Here is a 26,756-nt window from a genome sequence, read left to right as displayed (position 1 = left end):
AAAGATTAACTGTTCAGCAATCACTTGTATCAAGTGATTTTTCTGGGTTCACTACCTGAGCAACTAAGTGTATTTCCAAATCAAGCCGCCCAACGTAGCCGCCCAACGTAGGCGGCTTGACTCAGAAACACACTCAAAAGAGGGCTTACCAGAGCTAAAACTCAAGTTTTATTTCGTTGAGTTCGGTGCGGGTAGGCGGAAACTGTCCGCCCCGCTCGTAGTGTGCGAGCAGGCGTTTGTAGGTTACTCCGCTATCCCAATTACCAAAGTGCTTGGCGTAGGCGTAAACGCCCTTGTCTTGTGCCTCTTGGATCAAAACGTTTTTATCCTTGGGTGCAAGCCGTTTTTCTACTGTTCGATAGTGCTGGCTCATCTTCACCGTTTCGGGTAGCGGCTCGTAAGGTTTGGTTGCTATCGCATCAATACCACCTAAAACCCAAATCGTGACTTGAGTTGCTGGCATAAAGCAAGCCAGCTTCAGTACGGCTCTGGGGGGCAACAAATAATTAAGGCTCGGCTTGCCTATCCAGCACAGTCCTAGTACAGGTTCTGCATCAGCTAAGTGCGTTTCCGGACACCAAAACATACCGTCTTGCCGCAGTTGCGGGTCAAAATTGCGAATCAAGCGGTCGGTAGTTTTTGGCTCGACACCGTAGAGGTTGTCGCATTGTTCTGGTAGTAGCACGGGGGCTTGGTAGTAGTGAAGCCACTGTACGGTTTTAACGCCAATGTCAAGTACGCCAAATGCTTGTGAGTGAGAAATACCGTCAAACACGGCATCTCGATACCAGCGAAACGCTACAGGGGCGTCCCACGAGTACGCTAAGAATTGCGATCGCGGTACGCCCGCAACGGACTTTTGTGACATAATAATCTTGCTCCAAGCGTTGTGGATTAACGGTTGGGGAAGTCGTAACTATTCGGTGCTAAGAACACCGGGTAGTCGCGCCTATCAATCTTCCTCATTACTAGACGATCGCAGAGGGCAAGTAAATTTGTCAATCCCTAAAAGGGTTAAGTTTTGTTACCGACCGACTGGGATCGATTACCGTTAATCACATGACACAAGTGATATTATGCGTAACAGCCGGGTTTTTGTTTGCCTATTTACCTTCATTTTCACAAGTAGCCGCCCAAGGTAGGCGGCTACGCCTAGAAATGCACTCAAATAGAAAGAAACTTTCCACTAGATTCACGCTATGCACACGACGTGACCGAAATATTTTGACTTCCGTGCCAGCGATCGGGCAATAAAAAACCGCCCTTTTTAGGGGGCGGTCGGTGGAGAGAGGGTGGGTTAGATGTCGATTAACTTAACAGTCGTGTCAATTCCTAAGTAATGGCGTTGGATTACCTCTACACTGTTGCCACAAGCGGTAGCCAACAAGAGTAAGTCTGCACCCGCGTGCGCCTGTAAGGTAATGAAAGTATGGCGCGCATTATAGGGAGGTAAATAGCAAGAAATAGCTCCTGATTTTACTAACTCAGTAACTACCCCGGGATAGTAATAATCAACTCCTTTGATAGAGGTTGATTTCTGATGCCAAATTCCATAAAAAGCCCCATTAGACCAAGCTTTGCCATTTAGTGTAGTAAACACCAAATCAGCAGGCTTAGCGTCAAGAGGCTTAATACGCATCAGCAGGTCGTTAAGCTTGGGATAGATTTTGAACAATCTAACTTCACCCGTTTTAGTAACTTGAATGTTTTTAAGCCTTCCGTTGTAAGACTTACTAAATCGGATGTAATTTTTGTCACGCCCAATAAATACATCTTGCCACCGCAAAGCAAAAGCTTCACCCGGGCGACAGCCAGTTAAAAAGCGAAACTCCAGTAATGATGCAGCTTGGCGAACGTGAGATTTATTAGACTCATAAAATGCCTTGATAATGATATCCCGTTCATCCTTAGTAAAGGCGCGCCTGTCCTTTTCTTCGGGGTCAACTTCGGCGTCGGCAGTTTGCCACCACTCTTGTATTTCACCATCGGCGTTAACCGTTGATTTGTACTTATCAGCCTTGTTTTCGGTAACATCACCAACTATTACAAACGGGTTAGCCATGACCTTGGTTTTTCCAAGAGATTGTAAGCGGACAAACGCTTCCGAAAGACTAGCTATTAATCGCTTGCGACTACTTTCTGCTAGCGGAATTTTGGACAATAAAGCACTGATTCGTTCGCTCGATAAAGCCAATTCCCAGACCCTATTATCTGTCTGTTCAAAAGCCTTTATAGAAGAATTCCAGCGTAAACCTTTCAAGATGTTAGTTCGCGCGGGAAATTTAAGCTTAAAGGTCGTATCTTCTAATTGTGGGCGCTTCCATTTTAAGTAATCCTCCCACATCTCACCTACGGTCATCTCAGGCTCAGGTTCAGGGATAGGCGCTGCTAGCTTCAATTCAGCAGCGTACTTGGTCTTTAAACCGTACTTGGCAAAGGTTGGGTCGAACAGCGTCTGCCAGTCGGAGTGCTGTAAATCCTCTTCTATCCGCCATGCAATAGCGATCGCCTTTTGCCAGTTCTCCGGGGTATCCTTCATAGCCAGCCCCTGGTGCTTGCGCTTGCCACCAAAGATAGGGTTGTACTTGGTTGAGAACTGTAACCGGAGTGAACCTTTGTCAGATTGCACGGTGATGGTCTCTGGGATGTGGTTGCTTTTAGCGTATGCCATATTCTGTTTTCAACGTTCCGTAAGGGTTGTAGGCTTCTATCAAGTTTCTAGCAAATCTCTGAAAATCGAGGTATGCACATAGCTCGATGGAAGTTGTAAAGCAGTATAGCATATGGCTATGTAAAACATTAAAGTTGTGCTTTGCCATGTTTGTGGGCGGAATTATTGGATGGGAGCGCCAACTCAGACACAAACCAGCGGGATTGAGAACTCATATGCTAGTAAGTATGGGTTCTGCGCTGTTTGTTTTAATACCGCTGGCAATAGGTAAAAATGAAAATGCACGAGATGCGATCGAGCGCGTAATTCAAGGCATTGCTGCCGGGGTTGGATTTTTGGGAGGCGGAGAAATCCTGCGGCAAAATCAGCAGGAAGCAGGCAAAACTGAAGTTCGCGGGCTCACCTCTGCCGCCGCTATTTGGGTATCAGCAGCGTTAGGAACTGCGGCAGGATGCGGGTTGTGGCAACTTGCATTAATTGGCGCTTTCATGTCGCTGTTTGTTCTGAGAGTAATTAAAGAGTTAGAGCGTCGGAGCCGTCGGAAATAGTCGAGCGTGATTGTATAATATTTAGTAAAATAAGCGCGATAAGTTTGAGCGTTCGGACTTGTGTCCTCTCTCGTTTTATGAAAACTTCAGTTTGATGCTGCCAACCAATTTGATAGCCGTCGAGCGACGGGACATCATATTAGCTATTTGATAGCAAGTCCAGTTAATAATTTATACTAAATCCCGGGCAAAGCTAACCCCTTTTTGGATTTGTCTCCAGCGAGGCATGAAGCAATAGCCTAGTCTCTGCGATTGCTTTTATCTAAAGACAAGCGATTGCTAAGGTGCCTGTCTTCGGACGAAGGGTTAATCATCAAGGGAATGACGTTCCCCGGATTTGGTATTACCATAAAATTGTTGGCAGTCATCCAAGCAGGGTTTTGAGGACTGAAGTCCGAACGATCAAACCTAACTCAACATCTTAAATTATTTTAGTTAGGTAAATTAATAATAAATAAACTCTCAAAACCTATTTTGAGCATAAAATTTTAGCAGAGATAGCGCTATTAAATAATTATATACCTTCGGTGAAGGCGCGTATATAAGTTAATATTTATCCAGACCCAATCCTGAATAAACACGATTAATTTTCTTCATATTTTTTGGGCAAGTTTATCGATTCCAAAGACTCTTGCCTGACGCGACCGGCCATGGCAGCTAACTGCAAAGTCATAAAAGCATTCAAATCTTCCAAATCACATTTTGCTGACGAAAAAATCTGCTGCATTTCATTTTCCGCTTCCAAACTCAGATATCCAGCGGCAAGAGCTTGTTTTACAACTTCACGAACTACCACGATATAAATGTCCCTTACTAAACTTGAATGTATCAAAAGCCAACTCATTACTAACAGGAAGTTTCCGAGGCTGTCTCGCCAAAAAATTAAAATTCTTTCAGCTCGCGAGACTCTTGTTTCACCAAGCCGGACATAGCTGCCAGTTGCAAATTCATAAAGGCATTTAAGTCTTCCAAATCATACTTGGTGGTAGTTAACATCCGCCGCAGTTGATTTTCCGCTTCAAGAGTTAAATAACCAAGGCTCAGAGCTTGTTGGGCGAGGTCGCGAATCAGTACCATAACACTTTGGGGTTTTATTCGTTGAATAGCCTCAGTATCAACGGTTTTAACTGACTCCGCAGTGACGGCTATTGCTCAATTTGTGTGACATTTTTAGGGGTCGGCCGTGACAGCCCCAGTCGCAGAGTGTGACTAAGTAATTGCACGGGTGTGACCGAGATCACGCGGGGGAGTGGGAGAGGGTTCGAGGGGGAGAGTGGGAAAATATTGCTGATGAGTTACGCACGGGTGGCAAGAAACCGGGTTTTTTCACGCCTCTACCTCGTTGCATCCCGCCGAAAAGGTGAAAAACCCGGTTTCTGTGGTCGTCCATGCGTAAGTCCTTGACGGCAGGACTGATGACTAAGGACCAATGATTACTGCCTTCTACCTTCAGAAGGCTCTCACCGTCTATAATCAGCAAGTTAAATATTTACTGCAAAACCCTATGCAAGCAGCACATAAAGATTTGCTACAACAAATAGCCCGATTATCGGAAACTTATGCTAATTTAGCCGATCGCCTGTCAATAGCAGCAAAACAACTGCAAGACTCCGGCCTTCCTCCCTCCGACAGCTTACTCCAAGAAATCGCTGCCTACAGCCGAAACTTTGCAGGAGTCCAAAAACAAGCTCTCGAACTCAACAAATCTGCCCTCGCCCCGGGGGAAATTACTTCCCTCAAAGACATTCAAAACTTAGTCGAGACGAACGCCGCTTCCGAAGGTCTAGCCGAAATTCGCGACGCAGCTTTGAAAGTGCTCGATCGAGTATTGGCGATCGCCCACCGCGAACAAAGCGACTTCGCGCCCTTACAATCAGTTCATGCCAGAGCCCGGGAACTGCACCGCGCCATTTCCGAATCAACCCCAACTCAACTGCATTCCGACGCAGAATCCTTAGTAGGCGGCAAACACCCAGTTGCAGCAGTGCTCGCCCTAGTGGAACAGCAAGACAAATTAGACGACGAACAGTGGGTGATCCTGGAAGAAACAGTCAGCGCCGCTTTTGGCAAACAAATAGCCGTCGCCATTTCCAGAGGCAAATTAACCATTACTGAGATGGTAAAAACAGCACCTGCGAAAGTCGAACCCGCATTTAAAGCAGCGCCCGAACCAAAAATCAGCGCCGAACCTCTGCCCGAAGTTATTATCATCCCGTCGGGAAATGCCGCGCCGAAACAAGTTGCAGTTGCGCCACAAATCCAAATTTTGGAATCCCCCGCACCTTCGGCACCCATGCACGAAGTGATTATCGTTCCTAGCGTGGAAGTACCTAAATCCCTCCAAGCAACCGGCACCGGCAACATTGTCTTTGGGGCACCTCGCGAGATTCAACAAGTGCCAGTAGAGGGCGGTTTGGGATTGAAAGTTTTGGCGCACATTCAGGGAATTGGCGATCGAACTTTCGGTGCTAGAGAATACGCCGGTACTAAAGCTCAAGGGCGGCGCGTCGAAGGATTTCAAATTAATATCGAGCCGCCAATTCCCGGCTTAAAAGTCGAGTACATGGCCCACGTTGAAGGTGTTGGCGATACTCCTTGGCTCAGCGACGGGGAATTAGCGGGTTTTCGCGGTCAAGCTAAACGAATTGAAGGATTTGCGGTGCGGTTGAGCGGGCCGCAAGGTGATAAGTACGACGTATTTTATAGCGCTCACATTCAGAATATCGGCGACACCGAGGTGTCCTCCAACGGCGATTATTGCGGCACTCGCGGCAAAGCTTTGAGAATTGAGGGCATCAAAGTTTGGATCGCGCCGTCTGCGAGTTCTCAAGTTGCGGCGCCTGTGGGTTTAAAAGTGTTGGCGCACATTCAAGGAATTGGCGATCGAACTTTTAGCGATAAAGAATATGCCGGTACTAAAGCTCAAGGTCGCCGCGTCGAAGGTTTTCAAATTAAAATAGAGCCTCCCGTTCCCGGTTTAAATTTGCAGTACATGGCTCACGTTGAAGGAGTTGGCGATACTGCTTGGATCGAGTCAGGGGAGTTAGCCGGTTTCCGGGGCAAAGCCAAGCGCATTGAGGGATTTGCCGCGCGACTGACTGGGCCGCAAGCTGATAAGTACGATGTATTTTACACCGCTCACATTCAGAATGTCGGCGATACTCCTGTTGCTTCTAACGGTCAATATTGCGGCACTCGCGGCAAAGGTTTGAGGGTTGAGGGGATGACTGTTTGGGTGGAGCCGAAAGCGTAAAAATGAAAAATGAATGGAAAAAATTAAATTGCATTTTCCATTCATTTTGGGTTTTTATATCAGATCCGGTTAGTTCGTTTTTGTATAATTTGCGATGTCGTAGGGGCGGGTTTTACCAACAATCTACGCCAAAAACTAATAATCCCATAAACCCGCCCTCTCAACGGTAAACCTCAATGTACATTTTTGCCATTTGAGAAAAGTAAAGGTTGATATAGGTTATTAGTTGTGGGGGGGCGGGTTTATGAGATTGTTTGCGTGCGTCAAAGATTATTTGTAAAACCCGCCCCTACAGCTAGCACACACGATATTAATGATGCAACAGGTGCGATAAGCTTTCGAGGGTATGGGCGATCGCACTTGGAGTAGTTTCACAAGCGGCGGCTTCGGCGGCGCAGTGGCTGGCGTGGAGTGCGTGTCCGACTGTTTTCGCCCCAGAGTCGATCGCGCTATCAGCTACAAAACCATTAGCCTCGTACTGGCCCATTTCGGCTTGCATCTTTTTGTTAAACTCGGATTGATTCGGTTCCCAGTTGCGGACTGTTTGCACAATCTCGATCCCAGCCCAAATCAGCATTCCGAGTACGATCGCAGCAATCAAGTATTCCATAGCTTTCACAAAAATTGAGGTTGCCTTTATTTAATTTAACGCAGCTATTGGCAAGAAACAGGAAGGCAATGACAGCACTTTGCTAGCATAATGATCAATATTCCTTTCTACACCAGAAGCAAAATGGCAACGATTACGATTCGCAATGTGCCCGATCAATTGGTCGATCGCATCAAACGGCTTGCGGAACAAAAGGGAGTTTCGATGGAGCAGGAAATTCGCGATCTGCTACAAAGCCGTTATGTGCAGCGGGGGGCGGTGATCGATCGCATCCGTCGGCGTTGGGACACTCTGCCGGTGCAAACGGCTAGCCAACTGCAAGACTGGAAAGAGCAAGGACGACCCTGATAGTAATTGATACAATGCCAGAGGAAGTTCAAGTGATTAGGTTCGATCGCTTCCTAGCGACGAAGTTTCCCGATCTAGTGCAGCTTTTACAATAACGAGGCTGCCTGTGGCATACCGCGATTTGTTAAATTGGTTAAAAATTATCGTTGAACGAACGCTAAAAGCTTCAATAGTTAAGTTTAATCAAATTTTGTATATTAAACTAATCAAAGTGCTATGACACAAAATCCTAATGAGCCTAGAGAATACGATGCCGTCCTTGGCGGTCAATCCTCAATGCCAACTAACGCCGCTATTTTGGGAGGTATCGAAGGTGTAAAGAGGCGCTTGGCGAGTGGAGCGATCGAGCAACGAATTGCTGCTCTTTCTGATGCGCCGAAGTACGGAGAAGCTGGTTTGGAGTTGGTAATTCGGGCTTTACAGGATGAATCACCGCAGGTAGAAAGGGCTGCATATCGGCTGTTGCGGAAAAGGGTAGATCCGAGAGTTAAACAGATTTTAAAAGAGTACAATTCCTGGGGAATTTTTGAGCGCTTATATACTCTTTCTGGGCATTCAGACCGGGTTAGTTCGGTAGCAATAAGCCCAGATGGGCAAACTTTTGTCAGTGGGAGTTACGACTACATACTCAAACTCTGGAATCTACACACTGGGGAATTAATAAGAACTCTCGAAGGACATTCCGACCGGGTTATTTCGGTAGCAATCAGCCCGGATGGGCAAACTATTGTGAGTGGGAGTGACGACTGCACCATCAAAGTCTGGAATCTGGACACTGGGGAATTGCTCAGAACCATTGCAGCACATTTAGAATATTCAGAATATGCCTACAGAGTTACTTCGGTAGCAATCAGCCCGGATGGGCAAACAATTGTTAGTACCAGTACAAACCATATCATCAAAGTCTGGAATCTGGACACTGGGGTATTGATCAGAACTATTCCAGGGTATTTAACATCCCTAGCCCTCAGCCCGGATGGGCAAACTGTTTTTGGTGCGAGTATGAGCACAATCATTGGTGTCGCGAATCTGTACGCTGAGGGATGGAGCAAAATCCTTGAAGAACATTCAAACCCTGTTATTTGGATAGCCATCAGCCAGGATGGGCAAATTCTTGTGAGTTGGGGTTACGGATGCACCATCAATGTTTGGAATATGGACACCGGGGTATTGATCGGAACACTGGAATTAGATTCAGGCGATTGTATTTCCGTCGCCATCAGCCCGGATGGACAAACTCTTGTTAGTGCAAATTGCTACAAAACTATCAAAGTCTGGAATCTGCAAACCGGGCAATTGAGCAAAATTCTGGAAGGACATTCCAACTTTGTTAGATCCCTAGCCATCAGCCAGCATTCGGAAACTCTTGTCAGTGGCAGCGATCGCGAGATCGTAGTGTGGGGAGTGCGGTAAAGTTTTTGTTGGCTAGAAGTTCGAGTCGCAATGTACTCGATAAAACTGGACAACCCGACCAATAATCCGTCACTCAACTCCATGACTTATTTCCCTTGCAACACCGTGCCGTTCGAGGAGAATTGTAGCCCCGATTAATATCATTTACAGTAATTAATAGCGAAACAAAATCTATAATGGTCAACTTGAAAAAATTATGCCATACAGTCAATTTACTACGATCGCCAAAGCGAAACAAGCCTTCGGTCTGACAGTCCAAGAAGGATCTCGCTTTATACCTCCGCTTTCGCCCGATCGCACCCTCAGATATCCTCAGCGGCACTCTCAAAGATAGCCTCCCCATCGTCGCTACATCGGGAAGTGAAAAAGCGCGATCGGAAGGAATCATCTATCCCGTACTGCTGGAAGTGAGGCGGATTCTCGATCGCCAAATTAGCCTTTTTTCCGGCGAAGATTTCACCATCGACGAAGCTGTCGGATTGAATGGAGTGTTTGATTTTTTGCTGGCGCGATCGTCCGAAGTGCTAGAAATTGAAGCCCCCGCCGTTGTAATTGTCGAAGCAAAAAAGACCGACCTCAAAAGCGGATTGGGTCAGTGTATTGCCGAAATGGTTGCCGATCAACGCTTCAATCAAGCCAAAGAAAAAAACATCCCCATCATCTATGGGAGCGTGAGTAATGGCATTCAATGGCAATTTATCAAACTCGAAAATCAAACTGTGGCGATCGACTTATCCGTCTATCCTCTGCCGCCAGTCGAGCAAATCCTCAGCTTTTTCGTTTGGATGATGCAGAATGGTGCCGTTAACTTAGAAACAATTTAACCTTGCAAGGCCGCCAACAGCCAATAAATGGTGCGTCAGAACGATTCATTATACTTGCTGTGCTTATTCAGAATCCCAAAATTGACAGCAATATGTCTCTTTGACCATTTCAGCTTGAATTTTTTGGTTGATTTCGGAGCGATTGAGTTCCCAGTTGCGGATGGTATGCACGATATCGATACCAGCCCAAATTAACATTCCCAGGACGATCGCAGCAATAAAGTATCCCATAGCTTTCTTAAAAGTTGAGGTTGGCTGTGTCTAATCTAGCGTGGCAATTGAAGGCAGACAGCATAGAAAATATCAAAGTCGAGTTCCGATTTCCACCTCTTAGTCTGCGGAGGCAGACTTCGTTTGTGTAGTAGCGATTTCAATCGCCGAATTATCTTCACCCTTCCAAAGCCGCCAAAAGACACAGCAACAAAGCCTCCGTCCACTCGACTACAGCCCCGTAAGTATCCCCCGTGTGACCCCCCAAACGGTGGTTAAACCAAGCACCGGCAAAAATTCCGATCGCGCTTCCGCCCAAAGCCATCCCCACCGCCAACAGCCACCGATCGCCCTCCAAGACAACTTGCAGCACGCTCAAACTCACCAGCAACAGCACTCCTGGGATAAAATCAAAAGGAGAGTAAATCGATTCTTTATGAAAAGCTCCCTTCCCCTCGGCCCGGAGATACGGATAGCGGGCGATCGCCACCAGTTGGCCCCACCTCCCCCAACCGGCGACACCCATCAAAGCCAACCACCGATAGTTACTCAAGTCCGAGAGAGCGGCAGTTTTCAGCAGGACGATCGCGATCGCAGCCATCGCCCCAAAAGCCCCTGTAACGCTGTCCCGCATGACTTCCAGCCTGCGAACGGGGTCGGGTACGGCCAGCCCGTCTGCCGCGTCCATAGCCCCGTCTAGGTGCAGCCCGCCAGTCACGGCGATGCCCAAAACTACCACCAAGGCCGATCGAGTCAGAGCAGGCATACCCAACAACTGCAAGCCAAGATCCGCCAGTCCCAGCATCCCGCCAATCAAAAGCCCGATCGCCGGTGCCAAGCGAGCAATGCCCCGAAACTCCAAAGTCCAAGACACCGGCACCGGCAAGCAAGTATAAAAAGCGACTGCGGCTGCAATGGCAGCGCCTTGATTCCGGAAAAAGTCGATCGTAGAGCGAACCAATTTATCATCCACCATAAGATAGAAAATTTTTCATCTTGTATGCAGTTGCTAATCCATTAGCGTGTGCCAGAATTGGAACTGTAACACCCTAGTCCTTTGGATCGGGCATTCCTCCTGCAGATCGCCGTTTTCCCCGGAAAACCTTTACTGGCAGCGCTCCCGAAGCTCCCTATCTAAAATGACTAAACTCAAGACCCCCGTTTCCCTTGTCAAGAATTCTAGCTAACTCCCTGATTTCCTAGACGGGAACATACTACAACAGAGGCTTTTGCTCCATGAGTCACGACCAATTAAATAACAGGGTAGTTGCTCCTTGCATCATCGATACAGGCATTGTCGTCAACAAGCGCGATATCAAAAGATTGCTGTTTGATTTAGGACGTGTCCGCTACCTTCACATCCAAGATGGCAAGATTTACAGCGAAGGGGAAGGTTATGTGCTCGAAGTCTTCGCCAACCCCGATCGTTCTACCCTGATTGCCAACCACGCGCTTTATTTGAACGTATATAGTTTTGATTACCTGGAACTGAAACACTCTCCTGAAGAAGGTGCTTATTTTGACCTGATTCAAGAGGGACGGCAGTTGCGGTTAATTCCCCTGTCCAATCCTTTGCAAGAGCAAGTCGCCCGCAATTTAAATGCTGCGGCTTTGGATGCGGTTGTCGATCAGGTACTCTCAGGCAACTGGGATCTGCAATTGGATGAGGACGATTCTCCGTTTTAACCGTCAGTCAGTCGATTTTAGATTTTAGATTTTAGATTTTAGATTTACTCGCAGCGCCGTGAATCTGCGAGGTAGAACTAAGGTCTAAAATTTTTTGCCCTCCACGACGCTTGTCGGAAACTTGTATCCGTTTTTGGGCGGGGTCATGGGTTTTTTGTCGCGATGTCTACAACAATAGATTAGACATCTCCAATAATTATTGTGGAACAGGCATCCTGCCTGTTCAAAGCTTGCTGTTGTGGAGATGTCTATTAGATAACAACGACTGCCCAGTAGCGGTTAACGATCGTCGGGGACTAATGACTGAAGACAACGCGAGATTTTCTTTTAAATGTCAGGCTAATTGCAGCCATACCCAAGCGCGTGCAGGGGTTTTTGCCACTCCCCACGGTGTTGTGGAAACGCCTAAGTTTATGCCGGTGGGGACGCTGGCTAATGTCAAAACTTTGACGCCGGCACATCTTGAGGACGCAGGTTCTCAAATGGTTTTGGCAAATACTTATCACTTGCACTTGCAGCCGGGGGAAGCGATTGTCGCAGGCGCCGGCGGATTGCACAAATTTATGGCTTGGCCGGGCCCGATTCTGACGGATTCGGGAGGCTTTCAGGTGTTTAGCTTGAGCCAGATGCGGACTATTTCGGAGAATGGGGTGACTTTTCGAGCTCCCCGCGACGGTCGCATCATTAATTTGACGCCGGAAAAATCGATCGAAATTCAGAACGAGTTGGGCGCTGACGTGATTATGGCCTTCGACGAGTGTCCGCCTTACCCCGCTACGCGGGACGAGGTGGAGGCGGCGACAAATCGCACTTACCGCTGGCTGCAACGCTGCATGCAAGCTCACTCGCGCCCGGAGCAAGCTTTGTTCGGCATCGTGCAGGGGGGCGTTTTCCCCGATTTGCGATCGCGCGCGGCGAACCAGTTGGTAGACTTGGATTTGCCCGGTTATGCGATCGGCGGGGTTAGCGTCGGCGAATCGGGGGATTTGATCGCAGAGATTGTGAGAGTGACTGCGCCCCTGTTACCGGCAAATAAACCCCGTTATTTGATGGGGATTGGAACGTATCGGGAAATGGCGCTGGCTGTGGCGAGTGGCGTAGATATGTTTGACTGCGTGATTCCGACTCGGCTGGGCCGTCACGGGACAGCGTTTGTGCGCGGGGAACGCTGGAATTTGAAAAATGCTCGGTTTCGGGAGGATTTTGCTCCGCTCGATGAGTCTTGTCCTTGCTATACCTGCCAAAAATTCAGTCGGGCTTATTTGGCGCATTTGGCGCGGGCTAAGGAAGCACTCAGCTATACTTTGCTGGCGCTGCACAACGTGACGGAGTTGATTCGCTTTACTGGGAGGATGCGGGAGGCGATTTTGGCCGATCGATTTACCGAAGAGTTTGCCCGCTGGCTGGCACCGAGTGTCGATCGATCGTGATTGCCTTGGGTAAAGATATGCGACAATTATGAAAATTGTGTTGGATAGGTAGGTTGATTCATGGAAGCTGCATTACTGTTGGCTAAACTGCCCGAGGCTTATGCGATCTTTGATCCTTTGATTAATGTTTTGCCAGTGATTCCGGTGTTTTTCTTGCTGCTGGCTTTTGTCTGGCAAGCGGCTGTCGGGTTCAGATAAGTCTGATTTCATTAAAAACAGGGGCAATTCACCAATTGCCCCTGCTTTTAGCTGTTAAGTTTTGTGCGGACGCCAGAAAATACTCTTGTCCCCCCCTTTTTCAAGGGGAGTAGGGGTCGAGTAGGGGGCAAGCTAAGGGGGGCTCTGGGCTATAGCGACAAACAGTAGTCTGGCACTACATAAGACGTTAAGTTGACACTATAGCCCTCTTCCTTCTGTTTACCCAAAAAGCTAAGCCTTTATAGCCTTCTTCCTTCTTCCCTCTGAAAACTGTCAACTGTCAACTGTCAACTGTCAACTGTCAACTCTTCCTTCAACTCCCGCCGATCGCAATTTTAAATGCCGGCCTTTCCGAGATCCGCTTCATGTAATCCAAAACAGCCGGATAAGGACTGAGATCTACTTGTAGCATCATCGGAATGTAAATCAACATTGACCCGACTGCTGCGTCAGCGACACCGAATTCATCGCCCATTAAAAACTGCTGTTTCTCGAAAATGCGATTTAACGGTTGTAACAATTTCGGGGTTTCGCGATCGCGGCTGGCTTCAACAAATATTCCCGGGCCAAGGGTGGCGTTAGCAAAGATGACCCACTGCACGATTTGGGCTTGCTGCTCCAAACTCTCGGGCATTTTACCATATTTTTGAGCTAAATACAGCAAAATTGCCCCGGATTCCCAAAGTTTAAAATCTCCGTCCACAATTGCCGGTACTTTGCCGATCGGATTAATTTCGAGAAACTCAGGCTGCAAGTGCGCCCCTGCTTGCATATCCAGCAGGACAAATTCGTAAGGAACCGCTATTTCTTCGAGATACCACTTGACAATTGAGGCCCGGCTGCGGGCTCCGCCGTAAAGTTTCAGCACAGATTTTTTTTCCTTTAATGCAATATTGTTGTTATAGCATTTTTGGTCAGTTGTCAGTTGACAGTTGACAGTTGTCAGTTGATAGTTGTCATTGGTAATTGGTAGTTGTTGATTGGGAATTGGCCATTTGAAATTAGAACCTTCTGAGACTGCTGATGTTACGGTGGGAAAAACGACTAATGACTAATGACGTTCGATCGCGGGGACAGCACTATGACTACTGACTGCTGACTACTGACTACCGATTACTGACTACTGACCCATAACCAATGGCACTTCTGTCAAGTGTACAAACAAGATTCTGCTGCCAATAAAAATCAAAATAGCCCCGCCCAACATCTCAATTTTATTAGCAAACAAGTTGCCGCACTTGTGACCGATAAACACGCCTGCAAAAGCTAAAAAGAAAGTAATAAATCCGATCGCAGTCACCGCCGGAGCGATCGCATCTTTCAGGACAGCAAATCCGATGCCAACTGCGAGGGCATCGATACTCGTCGCCACCGACAGCGTTATCAAAGTCCCCGTATCTAAGGGATTGAACTTTTTCTCGCATTCTTCACTTTGCAGCGCTTCGTAAATCATTTTACCGCCAATGAAACTCAAAAGCCCAAAAGCTATCCAATGGTCGATCGGTGTTATCCAAAAACTCAAGCTCAGACCTGCCAACCATCCGATTAAGGGCATCACAGCTTGAAAACCGCCAAAAAATAAGGCGATTTTTAAAGCTTTATTGACCTTCATGTGTTTGATTGCTAAACCGCTAGAAACAGCAACAGCAAAAGCATCTGCTGCTAGTCCCAAGGAAAGGAAGACGGTAGTGGCTGCATCCATTTTTGTAAACTGTTAGATGTTATAGGTAAAGTATTTCTCTTGACTGTTTTACTTTACACTAAACTTTGATACAATTTCATTTTTATCATAATCTATTCATTTTGTAATCACATTTTTTTCACAATTGGCGACTGTTGAAAAAATCCGCGCTTATCTGTATTATATGAAAGACTATTTATCAAGTAGCAGAATTCAATCCGCCCAAAAACGGGTACAGGTTTCCGACGCGAGCGTCAGAGTCGATCGCAAAATTTTCGACCAATGTTCAAGATCCGAGATTGTGGAAGCAGTCATCTGTGGGATGAATCTAAAATCTAAAATCTAAAATCTAAAATCTACTGATGATGGCGCAATCTAGACCTTACCAGCCACTGCTGCTCAGGTTACTGCACGGGCTTAACGCTGCGATCGCCCTTTTGTCAATTTTGACCGCATTTCTGGTTTACAACACCTATGACGGGCGCTTGGCTAAAGTACCCGTGCCTCGCATTGCAGATATTATCGGGATTCACGGCACTTTTGGCAAGGTGTTGCTGTTAGGAGTAATGCCTGCTTTTGCATTGTACAGTTTCCACGCAGGTCAAAGACGCTTGGTGCAGCCGGATTCTTTTGGGAAACTAACTCAGTTGGGAAAACCGATTTGGTGGTACAGTTTGCACCGGATTGTGAATACCTTGATGTTGTTAGCGCTGACATTTGCGATCGCCACTGGGAGTATGGTTAAGGAGGAATGGCTGCCGGCGGGGGATTTGACGCAGGTTTGGTATTATTTGCATTTGACGGGATGGGTGATATTGGTGTTTTGTCTGCTAATGCACTTGTTGATGGGTGCAAAGGTGGGGGGTTGGCCGCTAATTTTGTCGGTGTTCGATGCTGCGTACCGCCCGGAGGATTCGCCGGCTGCTTGGTGGCGGAAAATTCGCTCTTTTGTCGAGCTTAGTCGCGAACCGCCATTGATTATGTACTGCTGTTTCTGGTAAGATCGCCGCGATCGACCAAACTATTCAACAGGTGCTCCTAGGGCACTCTAGTAGGAAATGTTAACTTTGCCCCCCTGCTGAAATCAGCATCCGATTAAGCAGGTTATGATTTTTGTGCTTTGTCTGGCTATAAAACCCGCGAAACGATTCCAGGAAATGCGAAGGCATCCCTAATAAATTATAACGCCAACCGTAATATAATAACTCTCAACAACATCAAAAATCAATTAATTTATGCAAGTTTGTCTCGTTACTGGTGGTAATTCCGGTGTGGGTTTAATGACATCTTTGGGTTTAGCTAAATTGGGACATCATGTCTTTATTGCTTGTCGTTCCCCCAAAAAAGCTACCAGCGCGATCGCGTATATCCGTGAAACTACCGGAAATCCCAATATAGAATATTTACCCTTAAATCTAGCCTCCTTAGACTCAGTGCGTCACTGTGTTAAACTCTTTCAAAACAGAAATTTACCCTTACATATCCTCGTCAATAATGCCGGAATATTCGACGGAAGAGGAATGACTCAAGAAGGATTTGAGTTAATTTGGGGAACCAATTATTTAGGTCATTTTCTCCTGACTTATTTATTATTATATAAAATTCCAGAACCCGCCCCTTGTCGCGTGATTATGGTATCCTCAGATTTAGCATTAAAACCCACTCGAATTAAGTGGGATTTATTCGTTAAAGAAACACCCTTAAATTTTATCGAATTATATAACCAGTCTAAACTTTGTCTGTTGCTCTTAACCAGACAACTTGCCCAAAAATTAACGAATGTCACAGTTAACGCGGTTCATCCGGGTTTTGTACAATCTAATATTACCATCGGTCATCGTTTGAGTAAATATCTAGGTTTAGGAATTAGTCCAGAAAAGGGAGCTTATAGTAGTCTTTTATGTGCAAATTCTCCAGAATTTGAGTTAATAACAGGTAAATTTTTAGGTAGTACAGGACAACAAATAACCTTACCTAGGTTAGCACAAAATAATGATTTATGTCAAGAGTTATGGGAAAAAAGTTTATTGTGGACGGGCTGCATTCAAGCAGTAGCAAAAGAGAGAATTAATTATAATGCTAGTGATGAGATATGTGGACCTTATGCTCTCAATTTAAATCAGGATGAACTCGCGAATATTTGCGATCGTATCTTTAAGGAAGTTTTACCAAAACCGCCCATTAAAGTTTTATTAACTCAGGCATTAAGAGCAATTTTGAGGTTACAATTTGGTTCACTTATGTTGCTGCTTATTCAATGTTACAAACGCCAATTTTATATGGAAAGACATTTAGATTCGGCTGCGGTGTTGCACCTGTGTCAGGATGAGAATTTATTAAAAATACTGACAGCTTATTTAGGGGAAAATTTAAAATTATGGCGGTCGGAATTATGGGCCAATTATCCCTCACGTCAATTAATTCCTTTTTGGCATCGAGATATTTATCCTAATTTACTGAGTGGGGAGGGAAAAACGATTAATATTTATATTGGTTTAACAGAAGTAACGGAGACAAACGGGTTTGAATATATCCGGAGAAGTGAACTCAAAAAATGTCAATTCAAAATCACCGATCCCTTTAGTGGGAATCATTTTTTTAAAGTTCCCAAGGAAGTAGAAGAGACCGCGAACGCGGTAGTTTTAAAACCGGGTGAGTTTATTTTATTTACGGATCAACTTGTACATCGTTCTATTTATAATAGAAGCGGTAAAGTGCGTCTTTCTTTAACATTGCGAGTGGCCCAACCGAGTATAAAAATTTTACCCGGTTACACTTCTAATTATCAGGAACCTTTCACAATGGGTAAGGGGTAAATTGGGGTTCGGGATTGGGGATTAAAAGTTTATTTCCTTCGTTGCACCTTTATTATTCCCATAATCCTATCATATCAAGTTTGGTGAAAATTTTATAATTAGGTTTTTAGTGAGGACTGAGCGTCCTTCATGAATGCGGACTTGCATTCCGATGCGGAGAACCATATGAAGCTTTTGGCGGTGCTTTTGGCAAAGATTTTCGGCGGGTTTCCTAGGCTGCGGAATACGAGATCAAAGTATCGGCAATTCTACTATAAACTCAGCACCGCCCCCAGTTTGAGATTGAGTTTGAGATGCAATTTGAGATTGAACAGGAGATTGAACTTTAAGGCGACCGCCGTGCAATTCTACAATAATTTTATAGCAAACCGACAGCCCCAATCCGGTAAAATTTTTAAAGGATTTAGTATGGCAAAACGGATCAAATATTTTGTGTTGAATTTCCGGCGGAATTCGGGAGCCGTTGTGGGCGATCGATACTGCAATAAACCTGCCTGTAGGATGCTCGACAATATCTGTTTTAATTGTAATAGTTTGATCGAATTTGTCAATACTGTTAACAGCATCTATCGCATTGCTGATGATATTTGCGAATACCTGGCTCAGTTGACCGGGATAACACAAAATTGGGGGCAGGTTGCTGTACTCCTTGACTACTAATATTTTTTTATCCAGCCGGTGAGCGAGCAACAGCAGAATATTGTCGATGCTTTCGTGAAGGTTGGCGCGTTCTTTGTTGGCTTCGTCTGGAAGTGAAATGTTCCGCAAAGCCAGGACTATCTGGCGAATGCGATCGGTTCCTATTTTCAGAGATTGGAGAATTTGCGGCAAGTCTTCGCTGATAAAATCTAGGTCGAAGGTCTCTATTTCTTTGGCAATTCGCGGCACTGGTTCGGGATATTGTTCGCGATAGAGGCTAATTATATTGAGCAAATCTTTGAGATAATCGTTGACGTGAATCAGGCGGCCGTAAATAAAGTTAATCGGGTTGTTAATTTCCTGGGCCATTCCGGCGGCGAGTTGACCGACAATTGTCATTTTTTCGCTTTGTACTAAATGCTCTTCGGTTCTTCTGAGTTGGGCTAATACTTCTTCTAAAAGTTGGATATCTTCTTGAATTTGCCCGTGGAGTTGGGATTGGGAAATTGCGATCGCCAGCGAGTCTGCAATTGCTTCCAAAACTTCCATCTCGTCGGGAGTCGCAAACCGCCTCTTGGCACTGGCGAACAGATATCCCAGCCGATTAGTCTGAGTCAGTACGGGTACTGCTGCGTAGTGGCTGTCTGCGAGTTCGAGATGCGCCACTTCCTGAGACGCTGTGGCATCAGGGGCACAGGTTTTGTTGAGAAATATCGTTTCGCACCGATGAAGCCGTGCAGCTAAATCTCCAGAGGGCCCTCCTGTGGCGCCGAAGATTCCCAAGCGCCCGGGTAAACCTTCCCGGCAATATTCCCAGCAAAATTCTACAGTATCTTGTCGGGGGTCGTACCAGCCGAACATTGCTCGATCGAGCTTTAGCAAAGTACCGAGTTCGTCTACTGTAGTTTGCAGGATGCGATCGAGCTCCAAGGAAGCGCGAATGCGGCCGGTCAATCGGTGGAGAAGGGCTTCTGCGCGAGTGCGGATGCCATTTTCTGCCAACAGCTTCAATGCCAAAATTGCTGCCAACATAGCTGTGGCGGCAAGTACGGCTGCTGCTGCTGCTAATATTTTTAAGGGGAGCAGTTCTTTTTCGAGATTGTCGCAGGGAATTACCAGGGCGATCGACCATTCAGCTTGTTGTAAAGGAAGATAGGCAACATAAACTCTGGCATCGTTGATTTTAGTCAGTACAATGCCCGTTTTTTGATAAACCATCTCCCGGACTACATTCGCCAAATTAGTATCTGCAGACTCTAAAAGACTGGGAGCTGCTCTGTCGATATTTCCCATTAACCGAGCGTCGGGATGGACAATCGGCACTCCTTGAGAATTGAGAACAAAAGCGTAAGTTCCTGCTCCATATTCCAGCTTTCCTACTACTTCGGCAATTCTGTCGATGCTAATGACACCGTTCATTACTCCGATCGGCTTTTTTGCTGCTTGAACGATAGGAGCGGCAGAATTTGACCACACCGGAGCCGAAATGGGAACAATACTGTGTTTTTTGAGGGTGCGAGAAATGGTAGGATCTGAAACATAGACTTCCCCAGCCATGGCTTTTTTAAAGTGTTGGCGATCGCTGACATTAATCAAAGCTCTGCCGACTTTTGTTGTGAAATAAGAACCGTCGGGTTCAATTAATGCGAAATGCTTGAAGTCTTGCAGTCGATTTACTTCCGATTTTAAATAAGGCCCTGCCACTGACCAATTCATCGAGCGCACCGGAGGAGTGTTTGCCAGGGTTTCGATCTCAGTCTTTCTAGTGCCGATCCAGCGATCGATCTTGTTACCGCGCTCCTTAACTTCTAACAAAGCATTTCGCTCTAAATTGGTGACAATCAAGCGGCGCACGCTTTGATAGCTGATACAACCAGCGATGCTAGCTGCCAGAATTGTTACGCCCCAAATTAACAGCGCAATTTTGTAGCGAAGATTGTATTCGCCCTTAAATCTCGCTGGCAATATTCGAGTTAATTTCCACCACTTCACTCTCGCAAAGCTTCGCATGGTTTGACCAATTTGTGAGATTGAAATTCTCAGCTCACCTGCGATGCACTCGCCCGCCTGCCCGCAGTCTGAAACTACTAGCATTCAATAAGTGCGGGGATTTTTTAATTTTTTCCCGTCGGCCGGCTCACCTTGTTAAACTGGAATCTGATTGTACCATGTTTTCGATCGATTAAAATATTTATTCAACAATTTAAGAGTTTTGTTGACAGTTATTAACAATTTCTGTCAATTGGGCAAGGTGCGGCCATCAGCACCCGACGTTGAGATGTTTGGGCTTTGTCTTATTAGGTAACGTTGAGATGTTTGGCCTTTGTCTTATGAGGTAACGTTGAAATGTATTGCTTTTGTGTAATAATTATGTAAGGTGCGCACGGCGCACCCTACCTTGAGATATTAGGCTTTTTTTTAGAATCAAATTTTTAAAGTTTTGAGTTATTCATGAACGAAAAAATTGTTAAATCTTTAATTCACATCTCAAAACTCAAAACTCTTTTCGCTGCTAAATTGCCGCAGTTGGGCGATTTATTTAAAGAACCTTGTGAGTGTGTTCGTGCTGTTTCACATTGTCTTCAGTGCGAATGACGCGCTCGGTGTTGAGCACTCTTTTGCGTTCTAAGGAATAAGTAAAGTCGTTGCGAACTGTTCCTAAGGGAATGTGAACTTGAGCTTCGGGGCGGATTTTGTAAGTGCGGGCGGAGGCGATCGCCCGAAAGCCGAATTCTTCGCTAAACTGAGCTTCGGGGGGGAATTCCGGCAGCCTTTTGGGTGATTCGCCGTCGAGCACTGCTCCTAAAGTCGTCCCCCAAGCCATTTCATAAGATGTGGGAATTCCCTTGACAATGGCTTCCAAAGCTGCTGAGGGGATAGGTTCGATTACTTTTACTTGATGAACTTCGCCTTCTTCTTTGATGAAGCAGGTGGCCAAACCCACTACTATGTAGTCGTCGGTGCCGAGTTCGGGTGCGCTGGGATAAACTGTTGCAGTCGTCATAAAAAAAGCTTGGTAGTGTGGAAACCGGGAGCGAGAAATTAAGCGATTTGAGATTTGAGATTTGAGATTTCTGCGACGGATTTTTTCGGGGGATTTTACCTGAAAAATCTCAAACTGGCGGTTCTAGTCTCTAAAATTTTTGTGTAAAGCTCCAAAGAGCCGATCGCGCCAGCGAGTCGATCGTACCACATTAAGGCAGATGGCGGATAATTCGGCAAGGATTCCCCGCCGCCACGACGTTTGCGGGAATATCTTTGACAACAACGCTACCTGCGCCGATCGTGCTATTGTCGCCAATAGTGACTCCGGGGCAAATAATACTGCCGCCGCCAATCCAAACATTATTACCAATATTAATTTCAGTGGCGAGTTCGCGGCCAGAAAGTCTGATTTCCGGATCTGTGGGGTGAAAAGCGGTGTAAATTTGCACGTTGGGGGCGCACAGCAAATTTTCGCCGATGTTAACTCGATTGCAGTCGAGAATCACGCAGCCAAAATTCATGTACAATCCGTTTCCCGCATAAATATTGCTGCCGTAGTCGCAGTAAAAAGGCGGCTCGATTTCAATTTTCTGCCCGATTGCACCGAACAATTCCGCAAGAATTTCTAACCGTTTGTCGGGTTCGTCTTCGCGGGTAGAATTGTAGATTCGGGCGAGGCGGCGGGCTCGCTGGCGTTCGGAAATTAATTGCTCATCGCTAGCTAAATATAATTCGCCGGCGAGCATTTTTTGTTTTTCGGTTTTTTCCATAAGAATCGGCGATTGAAACTGCCACTATACAAATTTGCGTCCCTCTCTAAGAGACTGAAGAATAACGTAGGGTGCTGATGGCGCACCTTACGGCTATAATTCGCCTGTCAAACCTTTGTTTGATGGTGCACCATACTTTTAGGGTTCGGGTTTCGACTGCAAACAAACGGCTAAATCCAGATTGGTTAATTGCTCAAAAGCTCGATCGATCGATCCTTTTCCGCGCAAAAAACCAGTATTCGCAGCGGGGCAGATATATTGCAGAGTAGAAGGCGAAAATCGATCGATAATTGACTGCACGCTGTTAATTTGCCTCGGCCAGTGAAAAGTTTTTGGCGTTCTCTGCGGTACCGGGGCGGCTTCGCGGTTGGGGAGCAAGTGTCGGCCGGTAAACAGCACTCCGCCGTTACCAGTATCATAAAGGCAAGAGGAACCCGGAGAGTGGCCGGGAGTCCAGAATGCTTTTATGCGATCGCTCACAGCAAATTCTCGCTCAAAAACCGTCACCTGCAATCCCGGGAGCAAATAAGCTTCCTGCTCTTGAATCAGGATCTCGCACCCCGTGGCTTCCTGAATCTCCCGCGCCTTGGCGATAGCACCGCGGTGGGTGAGAAACAGCAGCCGCACGCCGCCGTTTTCCCGCAAAAAGGCTAGGTTAATCTCATCCCAAGCGGGACAATCTACCAGGATGTTGGATTCGTTTTCTACAATGAAATAGGCTGTCGCACCCAGGGTATCCCGGTTAGGTGGGAAAGCAAAGATATTTTCCAGCACGAGCCTGGGCTGTTTGGAAACTGAACTCTGTTGTTTCAAGGAAGTATTGAGAGGCATGGAATAAATATTATGTTCTTTTTACTATGGTTGCTCGTATTGGGGCTGATATCTTACTACTTGTTGCAGAGCAATACCAGCCGCATCACCCGAACTCCGCTATGGCTGCTGTGGCTGGTAATGATGGCGCCCGCACTGATTTGGAGCGGTTGGGTTTTAGTTAACGGCGCGAGCAAAACAGTACCGCCGGAGTTGGTAATTATACCTTTTCTGGTTTGCCCTTTTTTGTACTGGTTTTTGGTACAGTTGGGGCGCAAGCCAATTACCGCCGAAACACAAAGGCTCTCCGACGGCGCTGCGACTGAACCTGCAGAGCCAAAACCGCCCCTGCGCGCGATCGATTCAGCGGAAGAAGCGAGTTTGCGCGATTGTTTTCCGTGGTCAATTTTCTGTTTGCGAGATTTGGAATTTCGGCCGCAGGCTGTCATTTGTCGGGGACAGTTGCGCACGAACCCGGAGGCGGCTTATCAGGCGATTCGGGAGAATGTGGAGCAGCATTTTGGCGATCGCTTTTTAGTGATATTTCAAAACAGCTTGAGCGGTCAACCTTTTTTTGCCATAGTTCCCAATCCCAGCAGCCAAGTCGGGGAAACTCCCCTTACAGCCCTTAAAACTCCATCTCTAACCCGACCGTTTTTAGCCTTAGCTTTGGTGCTGATTACGGTGTTTACGACTACGATTGTCGGCTCGCAAATTGCCGGAGTTACTGAAAAAGCTTTGCAGTCCGACCCGTCAATGTTGCTCCGGGGTTTGCCTTACTCGCTGGCTCTAATTACAATTTTGGGAATTCACGAATCGGGTCACTATTTAGCGGCCCGATTCTACAAAATTTGCACGACTTTGCCTTATTTTATTCCGGTTCCTTTTTTCTTGGGAACTTTTGGCGCTTTCATTCAAATGCGGAGTCCAATTCCCAACCGCCGAGCTTTATTTGACATCAGTATTGCCGGCCCGCTTGCGGGTTTAGTTGCGACAGTGCCGTTGTTGATTTGGGGTTTGGAGCATTCGACAATTGTACCGCTGTCTGACAAATCGGGAATGTTAAATTTTGAGTCTTTCAGTCCGAAATTTTCGCTGCTGATGACTTTGTTGAGCAAGTTAACCTTGGGCGGCGCTTTCAATGCGGAAACTGCGATTAATTTGCATCCGGTAGCGGTGGCGGGTTATTTGGGTTTGATCGTGACGGCGTTTAATTTAATGCCTGTGGGACAACTCGACGGCGGGCACATCGTGCACGCGATGTTCGGCCAGCGGGCGAGTATGGCGATCGGGCAATTTGCTAGATTTTGTATGCTGCTGCTTGCTTTTTTGGAAGAGGGTTTGCTGCTGTGGGCAATTATTTTGTTTCTGACGCCGCTCAACGACGAACCGGCGTTGAATGATGTCACCGAATTGGACGATCGGCGCGATTTTTTGGGGTTGCTGGCGATCGGGCTTTTGTTACTTATTTTGTTGCCGGCGCCGAGGGTACTCGTTCAGTGGTTAAATGTTTAGAAGTCATTAGTCCTGCCGTCAGCAGTCCTGCCGTCAGCAGTCCTGCCGTCAGCAGTCCTGCCGTCAGCAGTCAGCAGTCAGTAGTTATCAGTCATCAGGAAGAATGAAGAAGGAAGAAGTCATTGGTTATCAGTCATCAGTCATCAGGAAGTCGGATTTAGTTATCGTCCCGAGAGCGGGAAGAAAAGAGAGGTTCACAAATTATGTAAGGGTTGCTGTATTAGGAATTACGCACGGGGTGAGAAACCCCGTTTCTTCTTAGATACTTCGCTATCAAACCAAGATTTATCGCAGAAACCGGGTTTCTTTGGCGTAAGTCCTGTCTACAAGCGAGTTTGGCTTTTCTCAACTCGCTTTCTATCTCGACGTGATGTTTATTTCCACCGACTTATCCGAGAAATATGTCTTACAAATCCTTTACTTTCCAACAATTAAAAGATAGGTTTGGATTGGAGCTATCACTCAGTCCTATTTTATCGAGTGCCAAGGTTATTCCTTTAGAACCCTCGCCATGGCTGTGGAGATCCCTCGAAATTAGTTCTAACACTGCTGTGACAACTGCAAAAGAACGTTCGGAACGGATTATTTCTCCTATTTTGTTAGAATGTAGAGAAAAAAATAAAAGACGATTTTCTATCTTTTCCGGTTGGTCGTTTGATGTAGATGTTTCTCAGGGATTGCATGGAGAATGCGACTTTCTACTATCTGGCGTGCCCTTTGATTTTGAAATTAAAGTTCCGGTTTTTGCATTGAGAGAAACGAAAGGCGGAGAAATAGAATCTTGTCTGCCGCAGTGTGCCGCACAAATGGTAGCGGCTCAGCTATTTAACGAACGCGAACAAAATTCAATACCTGCCGTATTTGGCTGCGTAACTACGGGGGTTGTCTGGCGGTTTCTTAAATTAGAAGGAAATAATTTAATTATTGATGATGATGTTTATTATCTCGATAAGGTTCCTCGAATTTTAGGGGTTTTGCAAAAAATTGTTAACTTATACCACTAATCTAATTAGTTATAATAAAATAGGTTGGTAGTGAGGACTGAAGTCCTCAGAAATTAATGAAAAGGACGCTCAGTCCGAACGATCGAACCTAATTAATGTTTTAGACCGTAAGTTAAATAATCAATATGGCTGTACGAACGATCGCACTTACTCCCGAGGAAACAGCGCTAATTCCCATTTATCGCGAAAAGTGGCGGCAAATTGGACTTTCGATCGCACTCCTCGATCGCCTCAAAGCGACAGCCGCCATCCACACCGCCTACAGCATCATCGGCTTGGGCGAACCGGAAATTATTTTCTGTGACAGCCCTTACACAGCTTTGCAAGCAATTGAACCGCTAAGGATACGCGATTCGGGTCTGGAAACTGGCAGCGAAATCCGAGACAAAATTCATAATGAATTGTACGATATATTAAGAAGTCAACTCGACAGGAAACTAGAAAATCAGATTTACAGCCAACTCTATAACCCGCTGTACGCTCAACTGATGAGTCAACAGCAAATTCATGTTAAAGACGAAGTTTACACCAAATTAGCAAGGCAGTTGGGCGGGAGATTTCAGCAATTTTTTGTCAAGATAACCTATAAGAATAACTGGATATTTTCCGAACTGTCAACCTGTCACGGAAGTTGGGTTGATTTTTGTATAGAGGTGTTGGAATTGGATTGCGATCGCCCTTTATACTCAGCCTTTAAATCCTTAGTAGAAAACTGCGGCTGGATTTACCCGTTTGAGAAAAAGTGCTTTGTGTGCGATCGCCCGCGACAAGTTCATTTTGACAGCGAATATTTGCTCCACGCTTTAGGTCAGCCAGCAATCGAATTTGCAGACAGCTTCAGCGTATACTGTTATCGCGGCGTGCTGCTGCCGGAAAGAATCGGTCAAGTTCCGCCGCAGTCTTGGGAAGCCTCATGGCTGCTAACAGAAAAGAATGCGGAAGTGCGGCGAGTGTTGATTGGGGCGATCGGCTATCCGAGAATTTGTCAAGAATTGCAAGCAATAGAATTGGATAAGTGGGTAGCCACGGGGGGCTACCCCTACCAAGAATATACTTTGTTGAAAATTGATAATAATGTTGACATAGAGCCGATTTATTTGTTAAAAATGACTTGTCCGAGTACGGGACACCTTCACGCTTTGCGAGTGCCGCCACAAGTGCGATCGGCGATCGAAGCGATTAGTTGGGTAAATTGGGGAATAGAACCCGAAGAATTTCAAGTGCAGACGTGACGGGAAATTTGAGAGTTTTGAGTGTGTGAGTTTGCAGTTAAAGAATTACAGCCCCGCCTTCATCAGGGTTTTACACAAGTCCAGAACAATTAAAAAATAATGTAGATTTACAG

28 protein-coding genes are annotated in these 26,756 nt (G+C 46.2%); 15 read left to right on the top strand and 13 right to left on the bottom strand.

What is annotated here, in order from left to right; all coding sequences use genetic code 11:
• Positions 1 to 154 precede the first annotated feature (154 nt).
• On the bottom strand, positions 155 to 868 hold the full coding sequence (locus QUB63_RS15530) for a hypothetical protein (protein ID WP_332946148.1): 714 nt from the start codon (positions 866 to 868) through the stop codon (positions 155 to 157).
• A gap of 429 nt (positions 869 to 1,297) precedes the next feature.
• A complete protein-coding gene (locus tag QUB63_RS15525; RefSeq protein WP_332946147.1) occupies positions 1,298 to 2,671 on the bottom strand; it encodes a tyrosine-type recombinase/integrase in 1,374 nt (457 codons plus the stop codon).
• An 86-nt stretch (positions 2,672 to 2,757) separates the two neighbouring features.
• Between QUB63_RS15525 and QUB63_RS15520 the strand changes: the two genes are divergently transcribed.
• Complete coding sequence (locus tag QUB63_RS15520; protein ID WP_332946146.1) at positions 2,758 to 3,219, top strand: MgtC/SapB family protein; 462 nt, start codon at positions 2,758 to 2,760, stop codon at positions 3,217 to 3,219.
• A 583-nt stretch (positions 3,220 to 3,802) separates the two neighbouring features.
• Here QUB63_RS15520 and QUB63_RS15515 read toward each other — a convergent pair.
• Positions 3,803 to 4,018 carry a hypothetical protein gene (locus QUB63_RS15515; protein WP_332946154.1) on the bottom strand — a complete coding sequence of 72 codons (216 nt, stop codon included), beginning with the start codon at positions 4,016 to 4,018 and terminating at the stop codon, positions 3,803 to 3,805.
• 83 nt (positions 4,019 to 4,101) lie between these two features.
• Positions 4,102 to 4,296, bottom strand: coding sequence for a hypothetical protein (locus QUB63_RS15510; protein WP_332946145.1), 195 nt, complete (start codon positions 4,294 to 4,296; stop codon positions 4,102 to 4,104).
• 427 nt (positions 4,297 to 4,723) lie between these two features.
• On the opposite strand from QUB63_RS15510, the gene QUB63_RS15505 reads away from it, so the two are divergent.
• Positions 4,724 to 6,472, top strand: a complete 1,749-nt coding sequence (locus tag QUB63_RS15505; protein WP_332946144.1) for a hypothetical protein — start codon at positions 4,724 to 4,726, stop codon at positions 6,470 to 6,472.
• Positions 6,473 to 6,782: 310 nt separating this feature from the next.
• Here the strand turns inward: QUB63_RS15505 and QUB63_RS15500 are convergent, their stop codons facing one another.
• Entirely contained in the window at positions 6,783 to 7,082 is a 300-nt protein-coding gene (locus tag QUB63_RS15500) for a hypothetical protein (protein ID WP_332946143.1), read from the bottom strand.
• Between the two features lie 123 nt (positions 7,083 to 7,205).
• Between QUB63_RS15500 and QUB63_RS15495 the strand changes: the two genes are divergently transcribed.
• The 4 genes from QUB63_RS15495 to QUB63_RS15480 all read left to right on the top strand — a co-directional run bounded on the left by QUB63_RS15495 (position 7,206) and on the right by QUB63_RS15480 (position 9,667).
• Positions 7,206 to 7,430 (top strand): FitA-like ribbon-helix-helix domain-containing protein, encoded by a 225-nt coding sequence (locus QUB63_RS15495; RefSeq protein WP_332946142.1) that lies wholly within the window; start codon positions 7,206 to 7,208, stop codon positions 7,428 to 7,430.
• Between the two features lie 216 nt (positions 7,431 to 7,646).
• The gene (locus QUB63_RS15490; RefSeq protein WP_332946141.1) at positions 7,647 to 8,843 is read left to right on the top strand and encodes a hypothetical protein; all 1,197 of its coding nucleotides are present in this window, start codon (positions 7,647 to 7,649) and stop codon (positions 8,841 to 8,843) included.
• A gap of 196 nt (positions 8,844 to 9,039) precedes the next feature.
• Positions 9,040 to 9,177 (top strand): hypothetical protein, encoded by a 138-nt coding sequence (locus QUB63_RS15485; protein ID WP_332946140.1) that lies wholly within the window; start codon positions 9,040 to 9,042, stop codon positions 9,175 to 9,177.
• A gap of 73 nt (positions 9,178 to 9,250) precedes the next feature.
• Positions 9,251 to 9,667 (top strand): hypothetical protein, encoded by a 417-nt coding sequence (locus QUB63_RS15480; protein ID WP_332946139.1) that lies wholly within the window; start codon positions 9,251 to 9,253, stop codon positions 9,665 to 9,667.
• A gap of 63 nt (positions 9,668 to 9,730) precedes the next feature.
• On the opposite strand, the gene QUB63_RS15475 is transcribed toward QUB63_RS15480, so the two are convergent.
• Together QUB63_RS15475 and cobS are read right to left on the bottom strand one after the other, a co-directional pair.
• The gene (locus QUB63_RS15475) at positions 9,731 to 9,898 is read right to left on the bottom strand and encodes a hypothetical protein (RefSeq protein WP_332946138.1); all 168 of its coding nucleotides are present in this window, start codon (positions 9,896 to 9,898) and stop codon (positions 9,731 to 9,733) included.
• Positions 9,899 to 10,055: 157 nt separating this feature from the next.
• Positions 10,056 to 10,853, bottom strand: coding sequence for an adenosylcobinamide-GDP ribazoletransferase (gene cobS / locus QUB63_RS15470; protein WP_332946137.1), 798 nt, complete (start codon positions 10,851 to 10,853; stop codon positions 10,056 to 10,058).
• Between the two features lie 260 nt (positions 10,854 to 11,113).
• Here cobS and QUB63_RS15465 point away from each other — a divergent pair, with 260 nt between their 5' ends.
• The 3 genes from QUB63_RS15465 (at position 11,114) to QUB63_RS15455 (ending at position 13,191) form a co-directional block, all read left to right on the top strand.
• Positions 11,114 to 11,563 (top strand): hypothetical protein, encoded by a 450-nt coding sequence (locus QUB63_RS15465; protein ID WP_332946136.1) that lies wholly within the window; start codon positions 11,114 to 11,116, stop codon positions 11,561 to 11,563.
• A 299-nt stretch (positions 11,564 to 11,862) separates the two neighbouring features.
• On the top strand, positions 11,863 to 12,993 hold the full coding sequence (tgt, locus tag QUB63_RS15460) for a tRNA guanosine(34) transglycosylase Tgt (RefSeq protein ID WP_332946135.1): 1,131 nt from the start codon (positions 11,863 to 11,865) through the stop codon (positions 12,991 to 12,993).
• 60 nt (positions 12,994 to 13,053) lie between these two features.
• Positions 13,054 to 13,191, top strand: a complete 138-nt coding sequence (locus QUB63_RS15455) for a photosystem II reaction center protein K (protein WP_293149949.1) — start codon at positions 13,054 to 13,056, stop codon at positions 13,189 to 13,191.
• 313 nt (positions 13,192 to 13,504) lie between these two features.
• Here the strand turns inward: QUB63_RS15455 and QUB63_RS15450 are convergent, their stop codons facing one another.
• Together QUB63_RS15450 and QUB63_RS15445 are read right to left on the bottom strand one after the other, a co-directional pair.
• Positions 13,505 to 14,059: a glutathione S-transferase family protein gene (locus QUB63_RS15450; RefSeq protein WP_332946134.1), complete on the bottom strand. Its 555-nt coding sequence runs from the start codon at positions 14,057 to 14,059 to the stop codon at positions 13,505 to 13,507.
• Between the two features lie 252 nt (positions 14,060 to 14,311).
• On the bottom strand, positions 14,312 to 14,893 hold the full coding sequence (locus QUB63_RS15445) for a manganese efflux pump MntP (protein WP_332946133.1): 582 nt from the start codon (positions 14,891 to 14,893) through the stop codon (positions 14,312 to 14,314).
• Between the two features lie 163 nt (positions 14,894 to 15,056).
• Here QUB63_RS15445 and QUB63_RS15440 point away from each other — a divergent pair, with 163 nt between their 5' ends.
• The 3 genes from QUB63_RS15440 to QUB63_RS15430 all read left to right on the top strand — a co-directional run bounded on the left by QUB63_RS15440 (position 15,057) and on the right by QUB63_RS15430 (position 17,688).
• The gene (locus QUB63_RS15440; RefSeq protein WP_332946132.1) at positions 15,057 to 15,218 is read left to right on the top strand and encodes a hypothetical protein; all 162 of its coding nucleotides are present in this window, start codon (positions 15,057 to 15,059) and stop codon (positions 15,216 to 15,218) included.
• Between the two features lie 16 nt (positions 15,219 to 15,234).
• Positions 15,235 to 15,873 carry a cytochrome b/b6 domain-containing protein gene (locus tag QUB63_RS15435; RefSeq protein ID WP_332946131.1) on the top strand — a complete coding sequence of 213 codons (639 nt, stop codon included), beginning with the start codon at positions 15,235 to 15,237 and terminating at the stop codon, positions 15,871 to 15,873.
• 234 nt (positions 15,874 to 16,107) lie between these two features.
• Positions 16,108 to 17,688, top strand: a complete 1,581-nt coding sequence (locus QUB63_RS15430) for an SDR family NAD(P)-dependent oxidoreductase (RefSeq protein ID WP_442921792.1) — start codon at positions 16,108 to 16,110, stop codon at positions 17,686 to 17,688.
• A 231-nt stretch (positions 17,689 to 17,919) separates the two neighbouring features.
• Here QUB63_RS15430 and QUB63_RS15425 read toward each other — a convergent pair whose 3' ends face one another.
• The 4 genes from QUB63_RS15425 to QUB63_RS15410 form a co-directional block, all read right to left on the bottom strand.
• Entirely contained in the window at positions 17,920 to 20,319 is a 2,400-nt protein-coding gene (locus QUB63_RS15425; RefSeq protein WP_332946130.1) for a cache domain-containing protein, read from the bottom strand.
• Positions 20,320 to 20,866: 547 nt separating this feature from the next.
• A complete protein-coding gene (locus tag QUB63_RS15420; RefSeq protein WP_332946129.1) occupies positions 20,867 to 21,331 on the bottom strand; it encodes a hypothetical protein in 465 nt (154 codons plus the stop codon).
• 190 nt (positions 21,332 to 21,521) lie between these two features.
• A complete protein-coding gene (locus tag QUB63_RS15415) occupies positions 21,522 to 22,082 on the bottom strand; it encodes a sugar O-acetyltransferase (protein WP_332946128.1) in 561 nt (186 codons plus the stop codon).
• Between the two features lie 138 nt (positions 22,083 to 22,220).
• Positions 22,221 to 22,895, bottom strand: a complete 675-nt coding sequence (locus QUB63_RS15410; protein ID WP_332946153.1) for an MBL fold metallo-hydrolase — start codon at positions 22,893 to 22,895, stop codon at positions 22,221 to 22,223.
• A 30-nt stretch (positions 22,896 to 22,925) separates the two neighbouring features.
• Between QUB63_RS15410 and QUB63_RS15405 the strand changes: the two genes are divergently transcribed.
• The 3 genes from QUB63_RS15405 to QUB63_RS15395 all read left to right on the top strand — a co-directional run bounded on the left by QUB63_RS15405 (position 22,926) and on the right by QUB63_RS15395 (position 26,643).
• On the top strand, positions 22,926 to 24,407 hold the full coding sequence (locus QUB63_RS15405; protein ID WP_332946127.1) for a site-2 protease family protein: 1,482 nt from the start codon (positions 22,926 to 22,928) through the stop codon (positions 24,405 to 24,407).
• A 401-nt stretch (positions 24,408 to 24,808) separates the two neighbouring features.
• Complete coding sequence (locus QUB63_RS15400; RefSeq protein WP_332946126.1) at positions 24,809 to 25,411, top strand: hypothetical protein; 603 nt, start codon at positions 24,809 to 24,811, stop codon at positions 25,409 to 25,411.
• A 125-nt stretch (positions 25,412 to 25,536) separates the two neighbouring features.
• Positions 25,537 to 26,643 carry a DUF6745 domain-containing protein gene (locus QUB63_RS15395; protein WP_332946125.1) on the top strand — a complete coding sequence of 369 codons (1,107 nt, stop codon included), beginning with the start codon at positions 25,537 to 25,539 and terminating at the stop codon, positions 26,641 to 26,643.
• Positions 26,644 to 26,756: the final 113 nt, after the last annotated feature.

It is taken from the genome of Microcoleus sp. ARI1-B5, from assembly GCF_036705795.1.
Classification (GTDB): domain Bacteria; phylum Cyanobacteriota; class Cyanobacteriia; order Cyanobacteriales; family Microcoleaceae; genus Microcoleus.
Note: the sequence above shows the minus strand (reverse complement) of the source record. Positions and strands in the feature narration are given on the sequence as shown.